Here is a 17,597-nt window from a genome sequence, read left to right as displayed (position 1 = left end):
ATGAGAAAACACATCTCTCTTGCTTTCTACTGTTTAGCCTCGGTGGTGATTGTGCTGCAGCTTGCCACCAGCTTTGTTAGCCTAACCAGCGAACAAAGCCAGCAACAATTACTGCATAGTGTGACCAAGCCAGTAGAAAAACCAGTGGTTGTAGTAGAAAGTAAGCCACAAGTTGACTTTAAGCAGATGGCGCAAGATATGGAAAGCGAACAGTACTAACCATATCGCCTCATCAATAACTAGAAGAATAAAATCAGGAGCTTAGTGTTACCGTTAGCACTAAGCTCCTTAGTGCTATCTATGAGTTGTAAAAGTATTCCCCTTGAGCGCATGCGCTCTGAATCCGGATTAACCAATCCCTACATTTACCGCATTTCTGAGCTTTACCAAGCGCGCAGTTTGGAAGATGTTTCATGCCATCATCGGCTTAACTTCAGCGCTTTAATTTACATAACTGAAGGTGAAGGTCAGCACTATATTGATCACCAGTTGCATCGCATCAAAGCGGGCACGCTGATTTCATTGGGTAAAAACCAGATCCACGCCTTTGCCAAAACCCGCACTGTCGACGGTTTTGTGGTGCCGTTTAACTGCACCTTTCTTGCTGAGCACAAGCAAGACCCTTACTTTGATTCGATTATCGCCGCACTCGTGCACGTAAACTGCACCCACGATATTGGCGAAGATATTGATGCCCTCTTTCGCGTGATGGTCAGTGAGTTTTACTCTGACTCTGAGTTTCGCGCTGAGATCATTCGCAATCTGCTGCGCACCATCTTGCTCAAATCGATTGTGCCGCTTTACAAGCAAAACGCCCAGCAAATGCAAAACCTTGGCGCCAGCGATTTTTACCGCCTAAAGAACTACATTGATGAGCACTTTAGCCAGCGCCCATCCGTCGCCGAAATGGCGCTGGTGCTAGGTAAAAGCGTTAAACAGTTAGATAAGCTTGCTAAAGATAATGCCGGCATTAGCGTTAAAGAATTACTCGATGAGCGCGTTTTGATTGAAGCCAAGCGCCAACTGGCATTTAGCCAATACGCGATTGCAGATATCGCCGCTGATCTTGGTTTCAACGAAGCGACCAATATGACGAAGTTTTTTAAGCGTCATACCGGGGTAAGCCCGAAGGATTTTAGGCAGTTATGTCGGATGGGGTTGAGGAATCAATAGCGGATGCGGGATGCGGGATGCGGGATGCGGGATGCGGGATGCGGGAATCATTTTTGCTATGGGCGCTCGCTTCAAGTCTGGTATTGTCATTGTTGAACCGTAGAACTTAAAATTTGTCATCCTCGCGAAAGTGAGGATCTCGCTTTTTAATTTTCTGACCTTGATATTGCGGTATGTCCCGCTTAAAAGCCTGTCGCTCTCTTTACCCTTACTGTAAGCGGTCCAGTTACTCTTTGTCTTACCAAAGAGTAACCAGAAAGGCGCTTTTGAAATGCACGCGCTGCCCGGCCGGTTTTAGGCGTTCCCGACGCCGAAAACCTAAAAATGCTGTCCTGCATTTTTGCCTAGAGTTATAGTTATCTTTAACCAATTGAAAACATCTGGGCGAAGAATATTTAAACTCAGTTCTGCCCCGAAGCGACTTAGAGTAGATACTCACTTACAATTTGTACACGTGCGTTTGACCTACAGTAAGTTATCCGAATTTCGCTCATCTAGAAATAATGCACCTCTTAGCATTCTAATTCCCATGCGTTGTTACTAAGTTATTGATTATGAATTGAACCAGTAAGTGAAACACGCCATTATGTGAGGGTTAAAAGCGGCTGTTAGCCGTCTAATCAGCGTTATGATCCATGGGGATAAATGATGAAAGTAGACAAAGAATATTTGAAACAATTGTTAGAAGCCTTTGAAAGCGCTGAAAGGCCAACGACTAATATTCAAGAGCTTGAAGCGAAAGGCTTCCGCTATGATGACGATAAGTTTGTATTTCATACAGATATATTGGTTGATAAAGGGTACATCGAATCATTTGCTCTAAACACTAGAGGTGTAGGATATACGTTGATGGGTAATGGTCAAAGAGGTTGGTCGGTTGTCCCAATTCGTTTAACTGCATTTGGACATGACTTCATCGAATCGTTAAACGAACCAAATGTTTGGGCTGAGATTCAAGCCAATTTTAAAGAATCGAGCTTAGAGACGATCTCATCCGTAGCAAAAGATCTAGCTAAAGGTTATGCAAAACAAAAGGTTAAAGCACTACTCGAGGCTGCTGGCTCATAACAAACAATTTATGAGTGGTTCCCCACGCTTATCATCTTGGTTTGGGTCAAGTGCAGTGTTTACGGCGTTCAATTTTAGTGTCGTGGTAGAGTGAGTCACACCTTAATTTGGCGTTATACAAAAATGAGGTAAACGTGGAGCCTAAAGAAGTAAGAACCATTAAGCGATTGTTAATTAAAGAACTTCCATTTTATCCAAATGATAAGGCTACCTTGGAACTCCTTCAAGAAATGTCAATTAACGACGTTATTTTCCATTATCTTCACTGGCAGAGTAGGCATATTCCGTCACGAAGTCGTAAAGTGATACTTGCTCCGGAGCTTACGTCTGATCGACGTTGGAAAGCTCACAAGCAACAGATTGAGGATCTGCTTGGCTTGGTTCGTTCAGGGGCTTCGGTAACCCCTTTCCTGTCGGAAAGAGCACACAATAACGGTTATACTCCGTTTAAAGATACCAATAGTAAAGACAAAGATCTCATACTCAATAGTAAGGGCTTCCACCATTTGCATTTAAGTATGGACGACGCAGACTCAGGTCTTGCTAAAAGAACTGATGTAGTGCTCTTTGCATTCGTAACTCGTTCAGAGTTTTATGCTATAGCTTTATTTGATCATGGTATTTTTGATAATTTGAATCATAAAACCAGTGAGCACAATAGATTAGAGCAATTAGCTGGTAAGTATTATTGTGCACCTAAAACCTTTAGAACAGTATCTGGTCACGGGGTGTACTTGAGACATCTATCCGACATATATGCTCAATGCATACTTGAATATACTCCTAAGATAAACGAACGTGTGTATGTAAATCGCTTATATTCAGATGGAAGTTTAGCTCTTCCTAATAAGTTCAAACTAGAGTGGCGAATTGTAGGCTTAGATTTGGAGTTGCTAGATAAGAAAACTGGTAAAAGGTTTCTTTTTCGTCAAGGCCCAATGTGAATTGGTATAAAAAACATTTAAGGTTTCAAAATACTTTTTTTAATCTGATCGAAACGGATTAGATAAATAAACCTAAAACGTTTATGTCCTAAAACGCTTTAGCCAAAATAAACACTACCATAGGCAAAAATGCAGGACAGCATTTTTAGGTTTTCGGCGTCGGGAACGCCTAAAACCGGCCGGACAACATCTGCGAACAAAAAGCGCCTTTCTGATTACTCTTTGGCAAGACAAAGAGTAATTGGACCGCTTGCATCAAGCTCAAAAGGATCACTCCAGTTTTAAGCGGGACATACCCACCGACTCACTCAACAACCCACTGAATTTAAACAAAAAAAGAGATTCCCACCTACACGAAAATGACAAAATTTGAGTTTATCGTTCAGAAGCGTTTAAGTAGCAAAACCGTGGTAAAACAAAGAGTAATGGACCACTTTTTCTAATCTGAACGCCTATTACCACTAACGTTACAACACTCAACGATTAACTCTTTCAGCCACACATGGCTAGGATCGCTATTAAAGTACTTGTGCCAAAATAGAAACAATGCCCCAGGTTCTAGGCTTATTGGTATGGGCTTAGCCACTAAAACACCCTCTTCGATGATTTTTTTTACTGCACTGTATGGATAACACATTAGGAGATCGCTTTTTTGACATACCGTAATTGCGCTTCCCAAATCTGGCACATTTAGAGCGACATCAAGCTGTATTTCTTTATTGTTGAGAAGGTCAAACAAAAGCCAACTTCCTACGCCACCGGTCACCACGTGTATATGACGAAATTGCAGAAACGTTGACAGTTCCCAGTCGAGCTTGGACGCTGGATGATCCGGACGCATAAGGCAGACAGCATAGTCTCTCATCACCTCTACGCATTCTAGTTCTTTAGGAAGATGATGAACTTGAAGCTTTGCTCTTTGATCAAATTCGACCATACCGATACCAAAATCGATATCGCGCTTCAACAAACGATCGAACGTCCCCTCATTCCATGTCTTTGTTTTTAAATCAACCTTTGGCGCTTGTGTTAATGCCTCAATTGCTATGTTTGGATAAATTGAGTTATATGCCGTTTCAACTAACTCTAATTGAAATGAGCGGGTACTTTCAAAAGGCGTAAACTCCTTTTCCAAATTCAACATTTCTACTTGAACGAGAATTTTTTGTATCTGCGGGGCAATGAATAGTGCTTTCGGCGTTGGCAACAAACCACTGGCTGACCGTTCGAAAAGAGGATCATCAAACCACGTTCTAAGCCGAGTTAGCTGTTTGCTAACGGCAGATTGCGATAGATATAACCGCTGCGCTGCGCGGCTGACACTTTTCTCTTCCATTAGAATTTGAAAGCATAGCAATAAATTCATGTCACATTTTAGGAGGGCATCAACGTTAACCACTATTATTCCTTTGATTCATGATTATTCGGAAATATCGTCAATTCAAATCATACAACAATTTAGATAGATTAGCCTTCGAATCCATTAGCGAGATCGAGAGATATGAACTATTTAACTCTTCCAAAAATTGATCTTCATTGCCATTTAGATGGTAGCGTTAGGCCAGAAACCGTTTTTGAACTCGCAGTCAAACAAGGTTTAGCAAAGCCCGAGGATAAAGACACTATCATAAGTTCTTTATCCGCCCCTGATGACTGTCAGAACCTTGATGAATACATTAATTGCTTCGATTTACCGATAAAGATTATGCAAACTAAAGAGACTTTAGAGCGCATTTCTTTCGAGTTATTCGAAGATGCAGCAAATGAAAATGTAAAGTATCTAGAGGTAAGATTTGGCCCATTACTGCATCAAAATTTGGGGTTAAGTATTTCTGATATCATTGAAAGTGTCGTCAACGGGATGAAAAGAGCCGAGGCAATGTACGATATCCATGGCAACTACATTTTGTCTGTGCTTAGAGGTATGCCCCAAGATCAAATTGAAGCAGTCATTGATGCAGGCGCTCCTTGGTTAAATAACGGTGTCATTGCTTTCGATATTGCCGGTAGTGAGAAACCAAATTTCTGCGCTGATTTTCCTCAGTTTACTCAGTACGCCGTGAATAAAGGCTATAGGCTGACTGTTCATGCAGGCGAGCAGTGGTGTGGCCAGAATGTTTATGATGCCGTTACTACTCTTGATGCCGAGCGCATTGGACATGGCGTTCATATGAAAGATCATAGCCAGGCGTACTCTGTTGTAAAAGATAAAGCGATTGCTTTAGAAATCTGTCCAACGAGCAATGTAGACACAAAATGTGTCGAGGCATTCGCTGAACACCCTATTGGTGAATTTTATAGAGATGGGGTTGTGGTTACGATCAACACAGATAATAGAACTGTATCCAAAACCACTATGACTGATGAGGTCAGAAAGGTCGTCGAAGCCTTCAAGTTAACAAAAGAAGACTACCAACAGATATACACCAATAGTGTAAATAACTCTTTTGCTTCAGAACAGGTAAAGCAGTACTTACTAGAACTCAAGAATCAGTTCACTTTGTCATAAAACGGTCTTAAAGCTAGGTATACTTTGTCAATGTATACCTAGTGACCTAATTGAACTGTGTATGAATTTTCATCCTAAGGCACAGCACTTTCACGAAGTACTATCGATGAAAGCTCAGAACCGAAGTCCATTTACTGAACATTGCAGATCATTTACGTTGCTTTACAGTACTTAACCTAATATATCCAACAACTAATAAAGTCGCTCAACATATTGATCTGTCGAGACTAAATACTACACTTAAGCTTCATACTTACTACCGGACTTTAATTGATGATTACTACAAACAATCAAGTATTCGCTATTTCCTCTATTGCCCTTTTGTTGGCAGGTTGCTCTCCATCCTCAGAGTTGACTGCAAGCGGAAGCACTAGCGACTATAAAGGTTCGGCAAGCATTACCCAAGGTGTTGCAAAAACAGTAGAAGCGAACCTTTTTGAATGTGCGAATGGGCGAAGCCGTGTTGCTGGTATCGGAGAAATTACTGATGCTGACGGTAAAGTATGGACAGTTCCAGCTCAAAACCATTTCACCACTGCCCCCAAAGCCGCCGATCTTTTTGAAGAGTGCGCCAACATAACGCCAGAAAGTATCGCCGATGTTGATGAGGACTCAGTCCCTGTGGCTGTTATTGATTCTGATGGTGAAGAAATCACGGGTTACATCTTCGCTGACAACTATTTCGAGTTATACATTAATGGTCAGCTCGTTGCTGTAGACACCGTACCTTTCACACCGTTTAACTCTAGTATCGTCAAGTTCAAAGTAAGTAAACCATACACTATTGCTGTAAAAGTCATTGATTGGGAAGAAAACCTAAGTTTAGGTACAGAAGATAACCGTGGCAAGGCATTCCATCCGGGTGATGGTGGCTTTATCGCAAGCTTTAGTGATGGCACTGTAACGGGGGCCGATTGGCAAGCACAAACATTCTACACTGCGCCAATCTATGGTCTTAGCTGCCTAAGTGAAGTGGATGGCAAAAACCTCGAAAAACTACGCTTATCGGAGAACTGTACAACAGAAGGCACTGATAACGGCTCAAATGCTTATGCCGCTCACTGGGAAACACCAAGTAACTGGATGGCAAAAGACTTCGATGCAGTTTCATGGCCTAAAGCGACCGAGTATTCAGAAGATGACATTGGTGTAAATAATAAAAAATCTTATATGAACTTTATCGAAAAGTTCAGTGGTGCTGGAGCAAGCTTTATCTGGTCAACAAATGTTGTTTTGGATAATGAAGTACTACTGAGATACGAAGTGAAATAGCTTTAACTTCTAAACTAAAGAAGCAGTTATCTATCAGCTGAACAGGCATAGGGGAGTTTAAAATGTCTTCTTCCTAGAAATGCTCTCGATAAACCAAAGATAGCCATCTTTCCTAGGCAAAAATGCGGGACTGCATTTTTAGGTTTTCGGCGTCGGGAACGCCTAAAACCAACCGGAAGGCAGAGACTAACCCATTTTCTTTGTGCCTATATCGTCATGACTTGAACGACTTACAAACAAGGTATTTTAGACGCTCTGATAGTGATTAACGTTGGATGTTTTTCTAAGTTTCTTAACGATTGTTCAGCTATTCCTTCCTTTGGTAACGTCGCTCTAAATAAATCCGCACGAAGAAAATTAGCACCATTAATCTTTGCATTGGATATGTCAGTGTTGCGTAAATCCGCGTCTCTAAAGCTAGCATTTTCAAGGATTGCATCATTGAAAAGAGTAAAGGTAGCATCTGCTTCGTCGAGATTTGCATCAGTTAAGTTCGCGTAACTAAAATCTGAATAGGCGATATTCGCACACCTCAGATCAGCCCCTTTAAGATCACAACCACTTAAATTCATATGGCTTAAATTTGCTCGCTCACCGCCAATTTTATGTAGCCACATTTTATGACGTGCTAGGGATTCTTTTAATACTGAACAACTGATTTTGCTAAGTTTCATTATTTGCCCAAAAGATTTTGCCACTCTTCGCTGTCCGGACCGACAACACATTCACCATCAATTCTTAAAGATAGGCGTAAACGACATCGTCTAGCAACTTCTTGAAATTCGCTATCAGGCAAGCTCCTCACCGATTCAACCAAATATTGGCAATGTGTTTGAGCTTGGGTCTTTAACGTATAAAACACCCATTTGCCTTGTTTTTGATGATTAAGTAAACCAGCTCGATATAGCATCTTGAGGTTTCGAGATACGTTATAGTGAGTATCACCGATAATATCCATAGCTTCGGCTACAGCGATACAATCATCAATATGTAAAAATAACCAAAATAGTCTTAGGCGGTTTTGGTCCGATAACGCTTTTAGTGCATTGATGTATTGCTCATCGATCATCTTGCTACCTTTAAAGAATGACGCCACTCATCGAGTGGCGTTAAGTATTTATATTACATACTGGAAGATTGTTCCGCCGATTATAGCAGCTAACAATACGATACCAACAAACGCAATCACCGCTTTTTTCTTAAGAACCGCTGAAACCAGTGCGATTTCAGGCAGGCTTGCACCCGTGCCACCAATAATGATGGCTAATGCTGCGCCCATACCCATCCCTTTTGCAATCAATACATTTAAAAGAGGGATCGCCATTTCAATTCGCAGGTATAAAGGTATCCCTATAATTGATGCTACAACAATCGATAAGAAACTATCTCCGCCAACATACTTTTCAACCAAATCCGCAGGAAGGTAAGCCGCTGAGAAACCGCTGATTGCCGCACCTAACAGAACATAAGGGATGATTCGTTTAAATAATGCCAGCGCACCTTTCATTGCATTGAGTATCCGTGGTGATTTTGACGCTTTTGCTACACCACAAGAGTTACTTTGATTCTCTCCGCATCCTTTTGCATCATTGTTTTCTAACTCATCAGCACGCTTGATTTCATTTTTCCAAGGCGATTTTGAAATCAGGTACCCACCCAACACTGCGGCAATAAAGGTAATCGAGAAATAAACGACGGTAACTTTCAGTCCAAACGCAGCGTAAATCATTGCCAACACGATAAAGTTACACAGTGGCGCAGAGATGATAAAGCTCATTACTGTGCCCAGTGAGGCCCCCATCGATGCCATTGCCATAGTAACGGGAACAACCGCGGCGCTGCAGAACGGGGTAAGCATTCCAAAAAGCGCCCCCAGTAATGACCCCCATTTTTCATGTTTAGTTATTGCTGCTTGCAGCTTCTTCTGAGGGATGAACTCTCGCATCAGCCCTGTAATGACAGAAACAATTGCAATAATAACGACTAAGCCTTTGGCAACATAAAAGAACTCTTCGAGTGCGATGGCCAATTTTACATCTAACATTTTTTGATCTCAGTTTAACAAGTCGGCCGATCATAAACACATACGCACATTTGTGCAAGTGTGTTTATGATCGAAATTTGCAACTTGGTTTATGATAAGAGGAGTGCAACGTATTAGAGGGTATTAAACAGATTTAAAGGTGTGAAAACATGGTTGAATTTATTCGGAAAAACGTGGACATCGCACAATCCGCAACTTTATTTTACGATCGCATTACCATGAATAAATCTAGCCATAATTTTGGCTTCAAGATCAATAAAATCATAAAGATACAATGATATCATTGGTTATCTGTAAAGGGAGCAAACATGAAACATCAGGGTAAGCTATTCTTCTGTGGCAAAATGGGAGCAGGTAAATCAACAAAATCTAAGGCATTAGCAGCAGAGAAAAACGCCGTCCTAATTTCAGAAGACGATTGGCTATCAGCTCACTACCCTTCACAAATCAAAACATTTGATGACTACATCACCTACTCAAGCCTAATTAAACCTTTCGTAAAAGCCCATGTTCAAAACCTACTGAATATAGGCGCGAATGTTGTGATGGATTTTCCAGCAAACACTCTCAGACAAAGGGCTTGGTTCACATCGTTGTGTCATGAAGTAAACAGCGAACATGAACTGTGGTTCTTAGACTTGAGCAATGAGGTGTATTTGTCCCAAATCGCTAACCGTCGGATTCAACAGCCAGAGAGAGCCCACTTCGACACCGAAGCCGTTTTTCATCATGTCACTCAGTATTTTGAAACACCTACAAGCGATGAGAATTTGAATTTGGTGCATATGACTCAATCAAACCAAAGCAAACAGTAATTGGAGCGATTGCACCTTATCAAAAATGACAACGGTATAGATTTGATCGATAGACAGTATTCCAACCTACAGGCTAAAATACCCTTTCGCGGCTGCACATGAATTTCAGTCAACTAAAGAGAAACCCAATGATTGTAGAAAATGTGCTTCCTGAAAATTACGCAGAAATGCTTAACGTTTGGGAAAATTCAGTCCGAGCAACTCATGACTTCATAACAGAAGAAGATATTGAGTTTTTTAAACCCATTATCATTGAGCAAGCTTTTCCTGCTGTCACGTTAAGATGTGTGAAAAACGAAAGTGGCTCTATCCTAGGTTTTGTGGGTACTCACGATGCTAAGGTTGAGATGCTATTTATCTTAAATGAGGTAAGAGGAAAAGGTATTGGTAAAGTGCTACTGCAATATGCAATAGAGCAGTTGGGCGCAACCAAAGTCGATGTAAATGAACAGAATCCACAAGCGGTAGGCTTCTACGAGCGTATGGGATTCAAAGTGACTTCGCGCTCACCTCTAGATGATATGGGAAAACCATTTCCAATTCTGCATATGACGCTTTAACGCTCGGTTTGTCGTAACCAAATTTGCTAGAAGAAACGCCCAAAGCTAATAACTTTGGGCGTTTCCGTATCCAATGAAATCTAGTTCAAGACTTGGTATCGCCCTGATTCCATCAGGTTACTAACAATATGAGAGAAAGAGTCCGGCGAGTCATATTCTGGGTAGAGTCTGAACATCGCAATCACTCGCTCTATTTCCTCAAATTCATCCAACTGAGCCAACAGTTCGGCGCGCCCTTTCTTAGAAGAAAGCTGACCGCTACAGCTTATTGATGACTTAACCCCGCTTTGATGCTGCAACCTAATCGCAGCAGGTTGGTGACATTGGCAGGAATTGTTTTTGTTCACCAGACCACAACGCTGATCCATAAACTGCTGTAACAGCTTTTTGCCACGCGAAAGCCGTGCCCGATACGCATCCGGAGTGATGTCTAAAATCAATGCACCTTCTTGGCTGGTGACACCGTAAGACTCACTAAGAATAAAAATAAGTCGCGACTCTTTATCTAAACAACTCAGCATTGCCTGCAAACAACTGAGGCGCGTTTCCTCTAGCAGCACGCTTCTTTCAGGATCTGACGCCTCTAAAATCGGGGCTTGCTCGGTCATATTAGCGATCAGTTCACCGAACGATTCAAAGGTGAGTTCACTCTTTACCTTACTTTGCTTGCTAATCAGGTGGTTGCAAGCGATACGATATACCCAAGTCGTAAACGCGCTCTCTTCTCGAAAACTACCTAGGTGAGTAATTACCTTAATTAAGATCTCATGCGTTTGATCTTCGGCATCTTCAGGGTGCCCTAACATGCGAAAAGCTAAACCATAAATATTATCCTTAATGTGCTTAACAAGCTGATCAAGGGCGGCCAGATTGCCGCTTTTTGCCTCTTTAACGTAACGCTCTAAATCTGAATTCATTTAATGCTCTAATTTGTTTTCTCAGATATCTCATTGAAAGTGTGACATAAAAAGAGTGGCTAATATGAGAGGCGCGTAGCGAATGCATCGCTCTGATTTCTAACTGACCAGATGCTTTACGGAGTTATTTTAAGAATCGACAAAAATGTGCTTTTTTGCTGTCACACTTTTTGAGCTGAAACGTCTAAAGGTAAACGAGTGAGTGAATCACTCATTACTTAAAACAAGTTAGGACAAAAACAAAAATGAATAGACGTAAATTTATCAAGCATGGATTAGTCGGTGTGGGCGCAACTATTGTCACTTCCAACGTGATCGCGAACGAACTAATTCCGCAGGCTGCCAAACCAAGCATCAAATTTCCATCTGTAGGCAATCAAATGACGGCAACCATCGTTTCCAGTGAAGTACCTTGTACGATTGGCATGACACCGGGCGACGAGTTTAAGTTAGGCTTTCGTCAATGTGGTGATTTCTGTGGTTTCTTTTATAGCAGCATTCACAAATCGATAATGGAAATGCAGTTCGACAAAACCGCTTCAGTTTCTGATGTGCGAGTATTCGAATGCCCGAATCCAAACAAAAAAGTGAAAATTGAACTGCGAATCGATCAACTCGCTTAGTGCCTCAATTAAATCAAGCACCCACCGATTGGCTGACTAATCAGCCAATCTTTAGCTCAGCAAGCTTCCTACCTGCGCGAAAATAACAACGATATGGATTAGATCGATATAAAAAACAACGAATTGTGTTAACTTAAGTCATCACGCTATTCAAAGGATGAATTGAGTTGAAAAGATGGATGACGTTGCTGATCAGTGCCTTATTGCTGGTTGGCTGTGAATCAAGCGCAGAGTTAAGCCCCAAGGTTGCCACTTACCACGCTGGCTTTGATAACACTTCAGAATTAGCGGCATTTTTCCAACCGCCGACCAATACGCCAGCGCACTATTCTGGCTTTTACCCGCTTGGCACAGGGCACGATGCGCTACTGACACGCCTTGCGATGATCGAGTCCGCTTCAAGCTCTCTTGACCTTCAGTACTACATTTTCCGAGATGATGAGACCAGTCAATTGCTGATCTGGCGCGTATTTGAAGCCGCCGAGCGAGGGGTGAAAGTCCGGCTGCTGCTTGATGATATGCAAAGTCGTAAAGACAGCACCATCGCTTACTTGAACAATCATCCCAATATTGAAATTCGTCTGTTTAACCCACATCAGCACCGTTATCTGCGCATGCTGTCATGGGTAACCGAAGGCGATCGCCTTAATCGTCGCATGCACAACAAATCCCTCACCGCCGATGGCGTGGTCTCGGTAGTGGGCGGGCGTAATATTGGTAATGAATATTTTTCATTCCGCTCTGATGTCGAGTTCGGTGATTTCGATTTACTGCTCTACGGTCCGGTCGTAGAACAAACCCAAGTTCAGTTCGATCATTACTGGAACAGTGAGTTCGCCGTCCCTATCGCCTGGCTGCACAAAATTGATGGCGCGTTAAGCCAGCAAGACATCGAGAAGTGGCGCAACACGTCAAGAGTTGAGCATGAGTTCACCAGTGACGAGTACAGTTTTGAGACGCTACCGCTGTATCAAAACATTATGCACAAACAAGTTACTCTCAATTGGGGTGAAGCAGTTTTACTGTACGATTTACCTGAAAAAATCGACAACGGACAAAGCCAACTTATTGATGGTCTTGCGCAGTTACTTGCCAACGTAAACCACTCGGCAATGATTGTTTCGCCGTACTTTGTGCCAACAGAAGCCGGCACGAAAGCGCTAATCAAAGCAGCCCAAAGCGGTAAGAAAATCACCATTCTTACCAACTCTCTCGCGTCTAACGATGTATTTGCGGTGCACGGTTGGTATGCCAAATACCGAGAAGAGCTAGTCAAAGGTGGCATCGAACTGTGGGAGATGAAAGCCAATGCCAAAATCGAGCACAAATGGAGTGTCACGGGCAGTAGTCGCTCAAGTCTGCACGCTAAAGTAATGTTACTTGATCAACAGAAGATGTTTGTTGGTTCGATGAATATGGACCCGCGCTCAGCTGAACTCAATACTGAAATGGCGGTGGTGTTTGACCACCCTGAGTATGTTGAAACCGCTCAACAAGAGCTGTTGGAACTACTAATAACGAGCGCGTATAAATTAGAGCTACAAGACGATGAGCTAGTATGGCGCGACTACCAAACCCAACAGATACTCGATAGTGAACCCGATGCGGGGTGGCTACTGCGCAGCGGCGCTTGGTTAAGTGGGCTGCTGCCTATCGAGAGTTTTCTTTAGGTTAGTAGACAAACTCATTGCCTTAGAACATGCCTTAAAGCCTGCCTAGAAACATCGTTGAGTCGGTGATTTGCTACACTCAATTGATACGTTTTAGTCTCGCGCTATCAATGAGTTAATTTATGGATCCATTAACACAAGGTGTACTAGGGGCTTCTTTAAGCCAATCGGTCAGCGACAAGAATCATCTGTTGGTTGCTGGCGCTTTGGGTATGCTTGCTGGAATGGCGCCAGACTTAGATGTGTTGATCCAATCATCAAATGACCCACTACTGTTTTTAGAATACCACCGCCAATTTACCCATTCACTGCTGTTTATCCCATTCGGTAGCTTACTCTGTGGATTGGTTTTACACCCTCTCATCGCCAAACGGCAGGGGTTTTCATTTAAACAAAGCTGGTTCTACTGCGCGCTCGGTTACTCGACTCATGCCTTGCTCGACGCGTGCACGACTTATGGCACACAGCTTTTATGGCCCCTATCCACTGAGCGATTTGCATGGAACACCATCTCTGTGATTGATCCACTCTTCACCTTGCCACTGCTTATCTTATTGTTTTTCGGCACATTAAAACGCGCGCCTTGGTTGGCACGGATTGCTTTTGCTTGGGCATTGCTTTATCCCACTTTGGGGATGATTCAGCGAGATCGAGCCGAAGCGGCTGGATGGCACTTAGCCGAGCAGCGGCAACACACACCGACTCGGCTCGAAGCCAAGCCTAGTTTTGCCAATATTCTGTTATGGAAAGTGGTTTACGAAACCGAGCATCGCTACTTTGTCGATGCGGTCAGAGTGGGAACATCCGTCAAAACTTATCCGGGTGAATCCATCGCCAAACTCGAACTAGACCGAGATTTACCTTGGCTCATGCCTAATTCGCAACAAGCGAAAGATATCGAGCGTTTTCGCCTTTTTTCTGATGATTATTTGGCTCAAGATCCAAATGATGCAATGCGGATTATCGACGTGCGCTATTCAATGATACCCAACCAAATCAATGCGCTTTGGAGTATAGAAATCTCCCCCTCTGCACACGCTTACGAGCATGCACAATATATGACGCATCGAGAGAATAGCGCGGGTAACCGACAACTCTTTTACGAAATGCTGTTTGATTTTTAATACCTGAACCATCACTTCTATACCCAAACTGGTGATATTTGTAACATACGGTAACGTGCTAGAAGCGCTTCTCTCCCTTAATGTTGCTCTAACCTTGTGAATTTATTAGAGACAATCACTTATTGGAGCGTCCGTGCTGATTTTGTTGTCAAAGCGATACAAAACTATTAATAGACGATTTTATTAACAGACAAATATACTGCGCTTCCTGTTTTTACCTTAGGAATACTTTGTGGATACTGATTCAAGTCGATTGTGTAACTCCTTAATAACTCTGTGTTACCAAAGGAGGGACCAACAATGATTGAACCTCTAATTACCCTTCTGTTTGGCATTCTATTTATCTTGGCAATTATTGCTGCAAATGGCTATTTCGTTGCCCAAGAGTTTGCCTATATGGCGGTCGATAGAACCAGACTCGCCACTTTCGCCGCCTCCGGCGATGCCGCCGCTAAACGCGCCCTTTCCGTCACGAAACGTACCAGCTTTATGCTGTCAGGTGCGCAGCTTGGCATTACTGTGACTGGTCTTGTGCTGGGCTTTGTCGCAGAGCCTTTGGTCGGTCGTTCCCTCGGTGTGTTATTGCAAAACTTTGGCATGGAACTCGAAACGGGGATCGCAGTCGGTACGGTGGCAACCTTAGTCATCGCCATGGTGGTGCAAATGATCTTGGGTGAGCTCTACCCGAAAAACCTTGCCATCGCCAACGCAGAGCCGATGTCTCGCATGCTATCTCGTTCAACACTGATTTACATGTCGGTGTTTGGTTGGATCATCAGTTTCTTCGATAAATCAGCCAACCTCCTATTGCGTGCCGTACGCATCGAGCCTGTGCATGATTTAGACGTCAGTGCCTCAGAAGAAGATCTGCACCATATCATCGCTAACTCTCGCAACAGCGGTGATTTACCCGTAGAACTCTCATTCATGATGGACCGCATCCTCGACTTCCCAGAGCGTGACGTTGAACACGCAATGGTGCCTCGTTCACAAGTGGATTGGGTTGAGCCTGAGACGACACTTACTGAGCTTCTGTCGCTGATGGCGCAAGCTCATACTCGCTACCCAGTTATCAATGACGATGATGCGCCAGTGGGTGTCGTGCACCTTGCTGATGTGCTAAATAAAATCGAAACTGGGCATGCAGATGCGACCGTTTCATCTGTTATGCGCCCAGCGACTGTCTTACCGACGCTGATGAGACTCCCTGACGCCCTAGACCAGCTAGTGACATCAACCAACCAATTGGCTTGTGTTATCGATGAATACGGCGGTTTTGCTGGGGTGTTGACTATCGAAGATTTAGCGATGGAAATTGTTGGTGAAATCACTGACGAACACGATATGGACAATAGTAATGCCGTCGTCGCGGAAAGTGACAAAGTCTGGTTAATGACTGGCGATGTTCACCTTGACGAAGTGAAGCGTGCGATTGGCTATGATCTACCAAGACGTGATGTAGAAACCATTGCCGGGATGTTGATTGCCGAAAAAGGCGCACTTCCTATTAATGGCGAAATGATTACCATCGCGCTGCCAATCGATCCTTCCGAACTCGCTTCTGGCGAACCACTATTGCGTCACTTAGAGGTAAGCGTGCTGCGTATAGAACGACACGTGCCGACAGAAGTGCGTGTAAAACTGGTAGAGAAATCAATCTTGGAGAAGAAGAAATGAACGACCCATTGATTGTTTCTATTATCACTTTCGCGCTGATTGTTTTAAGTGGTTTCTTCGTCATCATCGAGTTCGCTTTATTGGGTGCTCGTCGACATCGCCTTGAAGAAATGGCGGTTGAAAGCCGCTCTGCGCGCGCGGCACTACGAGGCATGAACGACCTAACACTAATGCTAGCCGGTGCGCAGCTCGGTATTACTTTCTGTACTTTTGCATTGGGTGCAGTCACTAAGCCTGCTGTTGACCAATGGGTAGGGCCGGTCTTTATTGCAGTTGGCATGCCTGAGTGGCTAGCTGATGGCGCAGCTTTTGGCTTCGCTCTGTTTGTCGTGACCTTCCTGCACTTAGTTGTGGGTGAAATGGCACCTAAATCATGGTCGATTGCGCATCCGGAGAAATCCGCGCTGGCTATCGGTATTGTCGCGAGAGCCTATGTTTGGCCGCTGCGTCCACTGCTCAACTGGATTAACAGCATCGCCAACCGTTTGGTGAAAGCCTCGGGTGTTGAACCGGTGGAAAGCGCGGCTGTTGGCGGGCAAGACATTGATACCATTCGCCAGTTGGTTGAGCATTCTGGCAACGTTGGTACGCTGCAACCCAAAATCCAAAAGCAGCTTTCAGGTCTTATTGACCTGAGCTCGATTCAGATTGACTCTTTGGTTACTGAAGGTCAGGTGATGGCGCATGTCGACAAAAATGCCACCGTGGCAGACGTGCGTGCAGCCGCGATGGAATCGGGTCACTTGCGCATTCTCGTGTTTGGTAACAGTGGGCTAAAACCTCTAGTTGTCCATGTGCGTGATACATTACTTGAGCCAGCAGATAGACCTGCTCGAGAAGTGGCACGTAATGCTTATGTACTTGACTCGAAAACACCGGTCTACGAAGCACTCGCCCGCATGCGTGAAGCCAGTGTCCAGTTAGCGGTCGTGAGTAAAGATGAAAAAATGGTCGGTGTGGTAACACTTGCCGACATTTTAAAGCGCGTTCTACCGACAACTTCCGCAAGCTAAGCCATTGAGTTGATGATCCTATCACTATAACAACCTAAGACGCTGCCATTTGGCAGCGTCAGATTGATGACGAACCCCGCTTTTTCAAGCGGGGTTCTTTTTTGGAAGCGACCGTAGGTCGCGATCGCGATATTTTTTGTTATACCGTGCGCAGAAGCTTCCATTCATTACATAGGCATACAGAAGCA

General features: G+C 43.6%; 18 protein-coding genes. 13 read left to right on the top strand and 5 right to left on the bottom strand.

What is annotated here, in order from left to right:
- The 4 genes from IRQ95_RS19740 (at position 1) to IRQ95_RS19725 (ending at position 3,185) form a co-directional block, all read left to right on the top strand.
- Positions 1-219, top strand: coding sequence for a hypothetical protein (locus IRQ95_RS19740; RefSeq protein WP_075650812.1), 219 nt, complete (start codon positions 1-3; stop codon positions 217-219).
- A gap of 81 nt (positions 220-300) precedes the next feature.
- Positions 301-1,173 carry a helix-turn-helix transcriptional regulator gene (locus tag IRQ95_RS19735; RefSeq protein ID WP_123780665.1) on the top strand — a complete coding sequence of 291 codons (873 nt, stop codon included), beginning with the start codon at positions 301-303 and terminating at the stop codon, positions 1,171-1,173.
- Positions 1,174-1,818: 645 nt separating this feature from the next.
- A complete protein-coding gene (locus IRQ95_RS19730) occupies positions 1,819-2,241 on the top strand; it encodes a DUF2513 domain-containing protein (protein ID WP_228481511.1) in 423 nt (140 codons plus the stop codon).
- A 134-nt stretch (positions 2,242-2,375) separates the two neighbouring features.
- Positions 2,376-3,185, top strand: a complete 810-nt coding sequence (locus tag IRQ95_RS19725; protein WP_194439167.1) for a hypothetical protein — start codon at positions 2,376-2,378, stop codon at positions 3,183-3,185.
- A gap of 439 nt (positions 3,186-3,624) precedes the next feature.
- Here the strand turns inward: IRQ95_RS19725 and IRQ95_RS19720 are convergent, their stop codons facing one another.
- Positions 3,625-4,584 (bottom strand): LysR family transcriptional regulator, encoded by a 960-nt coding sequence (locus tag IRQ95_RS19720; RefSeq protein ID WP_194439165.1) that lies wholly within the window; start codon positions 4,582-4,584, stop codon positions 3,625-3,627.
- A 102-nt stretch (positions 4,585-4,686) separates the two neighbouring features.
- On the opposite strand from IRQ95_RS19720, the gene add reads away from it, so the two are divergent.
- Together add and IRQ95_RS19710 are read left to right on the top strand one after the other, a co-directional pair.
- Positions 4,687-5,694 carry an adenosine deaminase gene (gene add / locus IRQ95_RS19715; RefSeq protein WP_194439163.1) on the top strand — a complete coding sequence of 336 codons (1,008 nt, stop codon included), beginning with the start codon at positions 4,687-4,689 and terminating at the stop codon, positions 5,692-5,694.
- Between the two features lie 273 nt (positions 5,695-5,967).
- Positions 5,968-6,966 (top strand): hypothetical protein, encoded by a 999-nt coding sequence (locus IRQ95_RS19710; protein ID WP_194439161.1) that lies wholly within the window; start codon positions 5,968-5,970, stop codon positions 6,964-6,966.
- Positions 6,967-7,196: 230 nt separating this feature from the next.
- Here IRQ95_RS19710 and IRQ95_RS19705 read toward each other — a convergent pair whose 3' ends face one another.
- Genes IRQ95_RS19705 through IRQ95_RS19695 form a run of 3 tightly spaced genes read right to left on the bottom strand, consistent with a single transcriptional unit; the run spans position 7,197 to position 9,010 of the window.
- Positions 7,197-7,640 (bottom strand): pentapeptide repeat-containing protein, encoded by a 444-nt coding sequence (locus tag IRQ95_RS19705; protein WP_194439159.1) that lies wholly within the window; start codon positions 7,638-7,640, stop codon positions 7,197-7,199.
- Positions 7,640-8,035, bottom strand: a complete 396-nt coding sequence (locus tag IRQ95_RS19700; protein WP_194439157.1) for a helix-turn-helix domain-containing protein — start codon at positions 8,033-8,035, stop codon at positions 7,640-7,642. Before IRQ95_RS19700 ends, IRQ95_RS19705 begins: the two co-directional genes overlap by 1 nt.
- A 48-nt stretch (positions 8,036-8,083) precedes the next feature.
- Positions 8,084-9,010, bottom strand: coding sequence for a permease (locus tag IRQ95_RS19695; RefSeq protein WP_194439155.1), 927 nt, complete (start codon positions 9,008-9,010; stop codon positions 8,084-8,086).
- A 308-nt stretch (positions 9,011-9,318) separates the two neighbouring features.
- Between IRQ95_RS19695 and IRQ95_RS19690 the strand changes: the two genes are divergently transcribed.
- A complete protein-coding gene (locus IRQ95_RS19690; RefSeq protein WP_194439153.1) occupies positions 9,319-9,825 on the top strand; it encodes a P-loop nucleotide/nucleoside kinase family protein in 507 nt (168 codons plus the stop codon).
- 128 nt (positions 9,826-9,953) lie between these two features.
- Positions 9,954-10,385 carry a GNAT family N-acetyltransferase gene (locus tag IRQ95_RS19685; RefSeq protein ID WP_194439151.1) on the top strand — a complete coding sequence of 144 codons (432 nt, stop codon included), beginning with the start codon at positions 9,954-9,956 and terminating at the stop codon, positions 10,383-10,385.
- An 80-nt stretch (positions 10,386-10,465) separates the two neighbouring features.
- On the opposite strand, the gene IRQ95_RS19680 is transcribed toward IRQ95_RS19685, so the two are convergent.
- Complete coding sequence (locus tag IRQ95_RS19680) at positions 10,466-11,302, bottom strand: RNA polymerase sigma factor (protein WP_194439149.1); 837 nt, start codon at positions 11,300-11,302, stop codon at positions 10,466-10,468.
- Positions 11,303-11,547: 245 nt separating this feature from the next.
- On the opposite strand from IRQ95_RS19680, the gene IRQ95_RS19675 reads away from it, so the two are divergent.
- The 5 genes from IRQ95_RS19675 (at position 11,548) to IRQ95_RS19655 (ending at position 17,409) form a co-directional block, all read left to right on the top strand.
- Positions 11,548-11,925, top strand: a complete 378-nt coding sequence (locus IRQ95_RS19675; protein WP_194439147.1) for a hypothetical protein — start codon at positions 11,548-11,550, stop codon at positions 11,923-11,925.
- Positions 11,926-12,104: 179 nt separating this feature from the next.
- Complete coding sequence (locus IRQ95_RS19670) at positions 12,105-13,595, top strand: phospholipase D family protein (RefSeq protein WP_194439186.1); 1,491 nt, start codon at positions 12,105-12,107, stop codon at positions 13,593-13,595.
- Between the two features lie 122 nt (positions 13,596-13,717).
- Positions 13,718-14,719, top strand: coding sequence for a metal-dependent hydrolase (locus tag IRQ95_RS19665; RefSeq protein ID WP_194439145.1), 1,002 nt, complete (start codon positions 13,718-13,720; stop codon positions 14,717-14,719).
- A gap of 300 nt (positions 14,720-15,019) precedes the next feature.
- Entirely contained in the window at positions 15,020-16,396 is a 1,377-nt protein-coding gene (locus IRQ95_RS19660; protein WP_194439143.1) for a hemolysin family protein, read from the top strand.
- On the top strand, positions 16,393-17,409 hold the full coding sequence (locus tag IRQ95_RS19655; RefSeq protein WP_194439141.1) for a CNNM domain-containing protein: 1,017 nt from the start codon (positions 16,393-16,395) through the stop codon (positions 17,407-17,409). Before IRQ95_RS19660 ends, IRQ95_RS19655 begins: the two co-directional genes overlap by 4 nt.
- Positions 17,410-17,597 lie beyond the last annotated feature (188 nt).

The sequence above is a fragment of the Vibrio fluminensis genome (assembly GCF_015278125.1).
Lineage (GTDB): Bacteria > Pseudomonadota > Gammaproteobacteria > Enterobacterales > Vibrionaceae > Vibrio > Vibrio fluminensis.
Note: the sequence above shows the minus strand (reverse complement) of the source record. Positions and strands in the feature narration are given on the sequence as shown.

Coding starts and splice junctions, on each gene's coding strand:
- IRQ95_RS19705 (WP_194439159.1), bottom strand. CDS start 7,640: ATGAAACTTAGCAAAATCAGTTGTTCAGTATTAAAAGAATCCCTAGCA.
- IRQ95_RS19685 (WP_194439151.1), top strand. CDS start 9,954: ATGATTGTAGAAAATGTGCTTCCTGAAAATTACGCAGAAATGCTTAAC.
- IRQ95_RS19675 (WP_194439147.1), top strand. CDS start 11,548: ATGAATAGACGTAAATTTATCAAGCATGGATTAGTCGGTGTGGGCGCA.
- IRQ95_RS19690 (WP_194439153.1), top strand. CDS start 9,319: ATGAAACATCAGGGTAAGCTATTCTTCTGTGGCAAAATGGGAGCAGGT.
- IRQ95_RS19700 (WP_194439157.1), bottom strand. CDS start 8,035: ATGATCGATGAGCAATACATCAATGCACTAAAAGCGTTATCGGACCAA.
- IRQ95_RS19660 (WP_194439143.1), top strand. CDS start 15,020: ATGATTGAACCTCTAATTACCCTTCTGTTTGGCATTCTATTTATCTTG.
- IRQ95_RS19680 (WP_194439149.1), bottom strand. CDS start 11,302: ATGAATTCAGATTTAGAGCGTTACGTTAAAGAGGCAAAAAGCGGCAAT.
- IRQ95_RS19735 (WP_123780665.1), top strand. CDS start 301: ATGAGTTGTAAAAGTATTCCCCTTGAGCGCATGCGCTCTGAATCCGGA.
- IRQ95_RS19730 (WP_228481511.1), top strand. CDS start 1,819: ATGATGAAAGTAGACAAAGAATATTTGAAACAATTGTTAGAAGCCTTT.
- IRQ95_RS19740 (WP_075650812.1), top strand. CDS start 1: ATGAGAAAACACATCTCTCTTGCTTTCTACTGTTTAGCCTCGGTGGTG.
- IRQ95_RS19710 (WP_194439161.1), top strand. CDS start 5,968: ATGATTACTACAAACAATCAAGTATTCGCTATTTCCTCTATTGCCCTT.
- add (WP_194439163.1), top strand. CDS start 4,687: ATGAACTATTTAACTCTTCCAAAAATTGATCTTCATTGCCATTTAGAT.
- IRQ95_RS19670 (WP_194439186.1), top strand. CDS start 12,105: ATGACGTTGCTGATCAGTGCCTTATTGCTGGTTGGCTGTGAATCAAGC.
- IRQ95_RS19655 (WP_194439141.1), top strand. CDS start 16,393: ATGAACGACCCATTGATTGTTTCTATTATCACTTTCGCGCTGATTGTT.
- IRQ95_RS19665 (WP_194439145.1), top strand. CDS start 13,718: ATGGATCCATTAACACAAGGTGTACTAGGGGCTTCTTTAAGCCAATCG.
- IRQ95_RS19695 (WP_194439155.1), bottom strand. CDS start 9,010: ATGTTAGATGTAAAATTGGCCATCGCACTCGAAGAGTTCTTTTATGTT.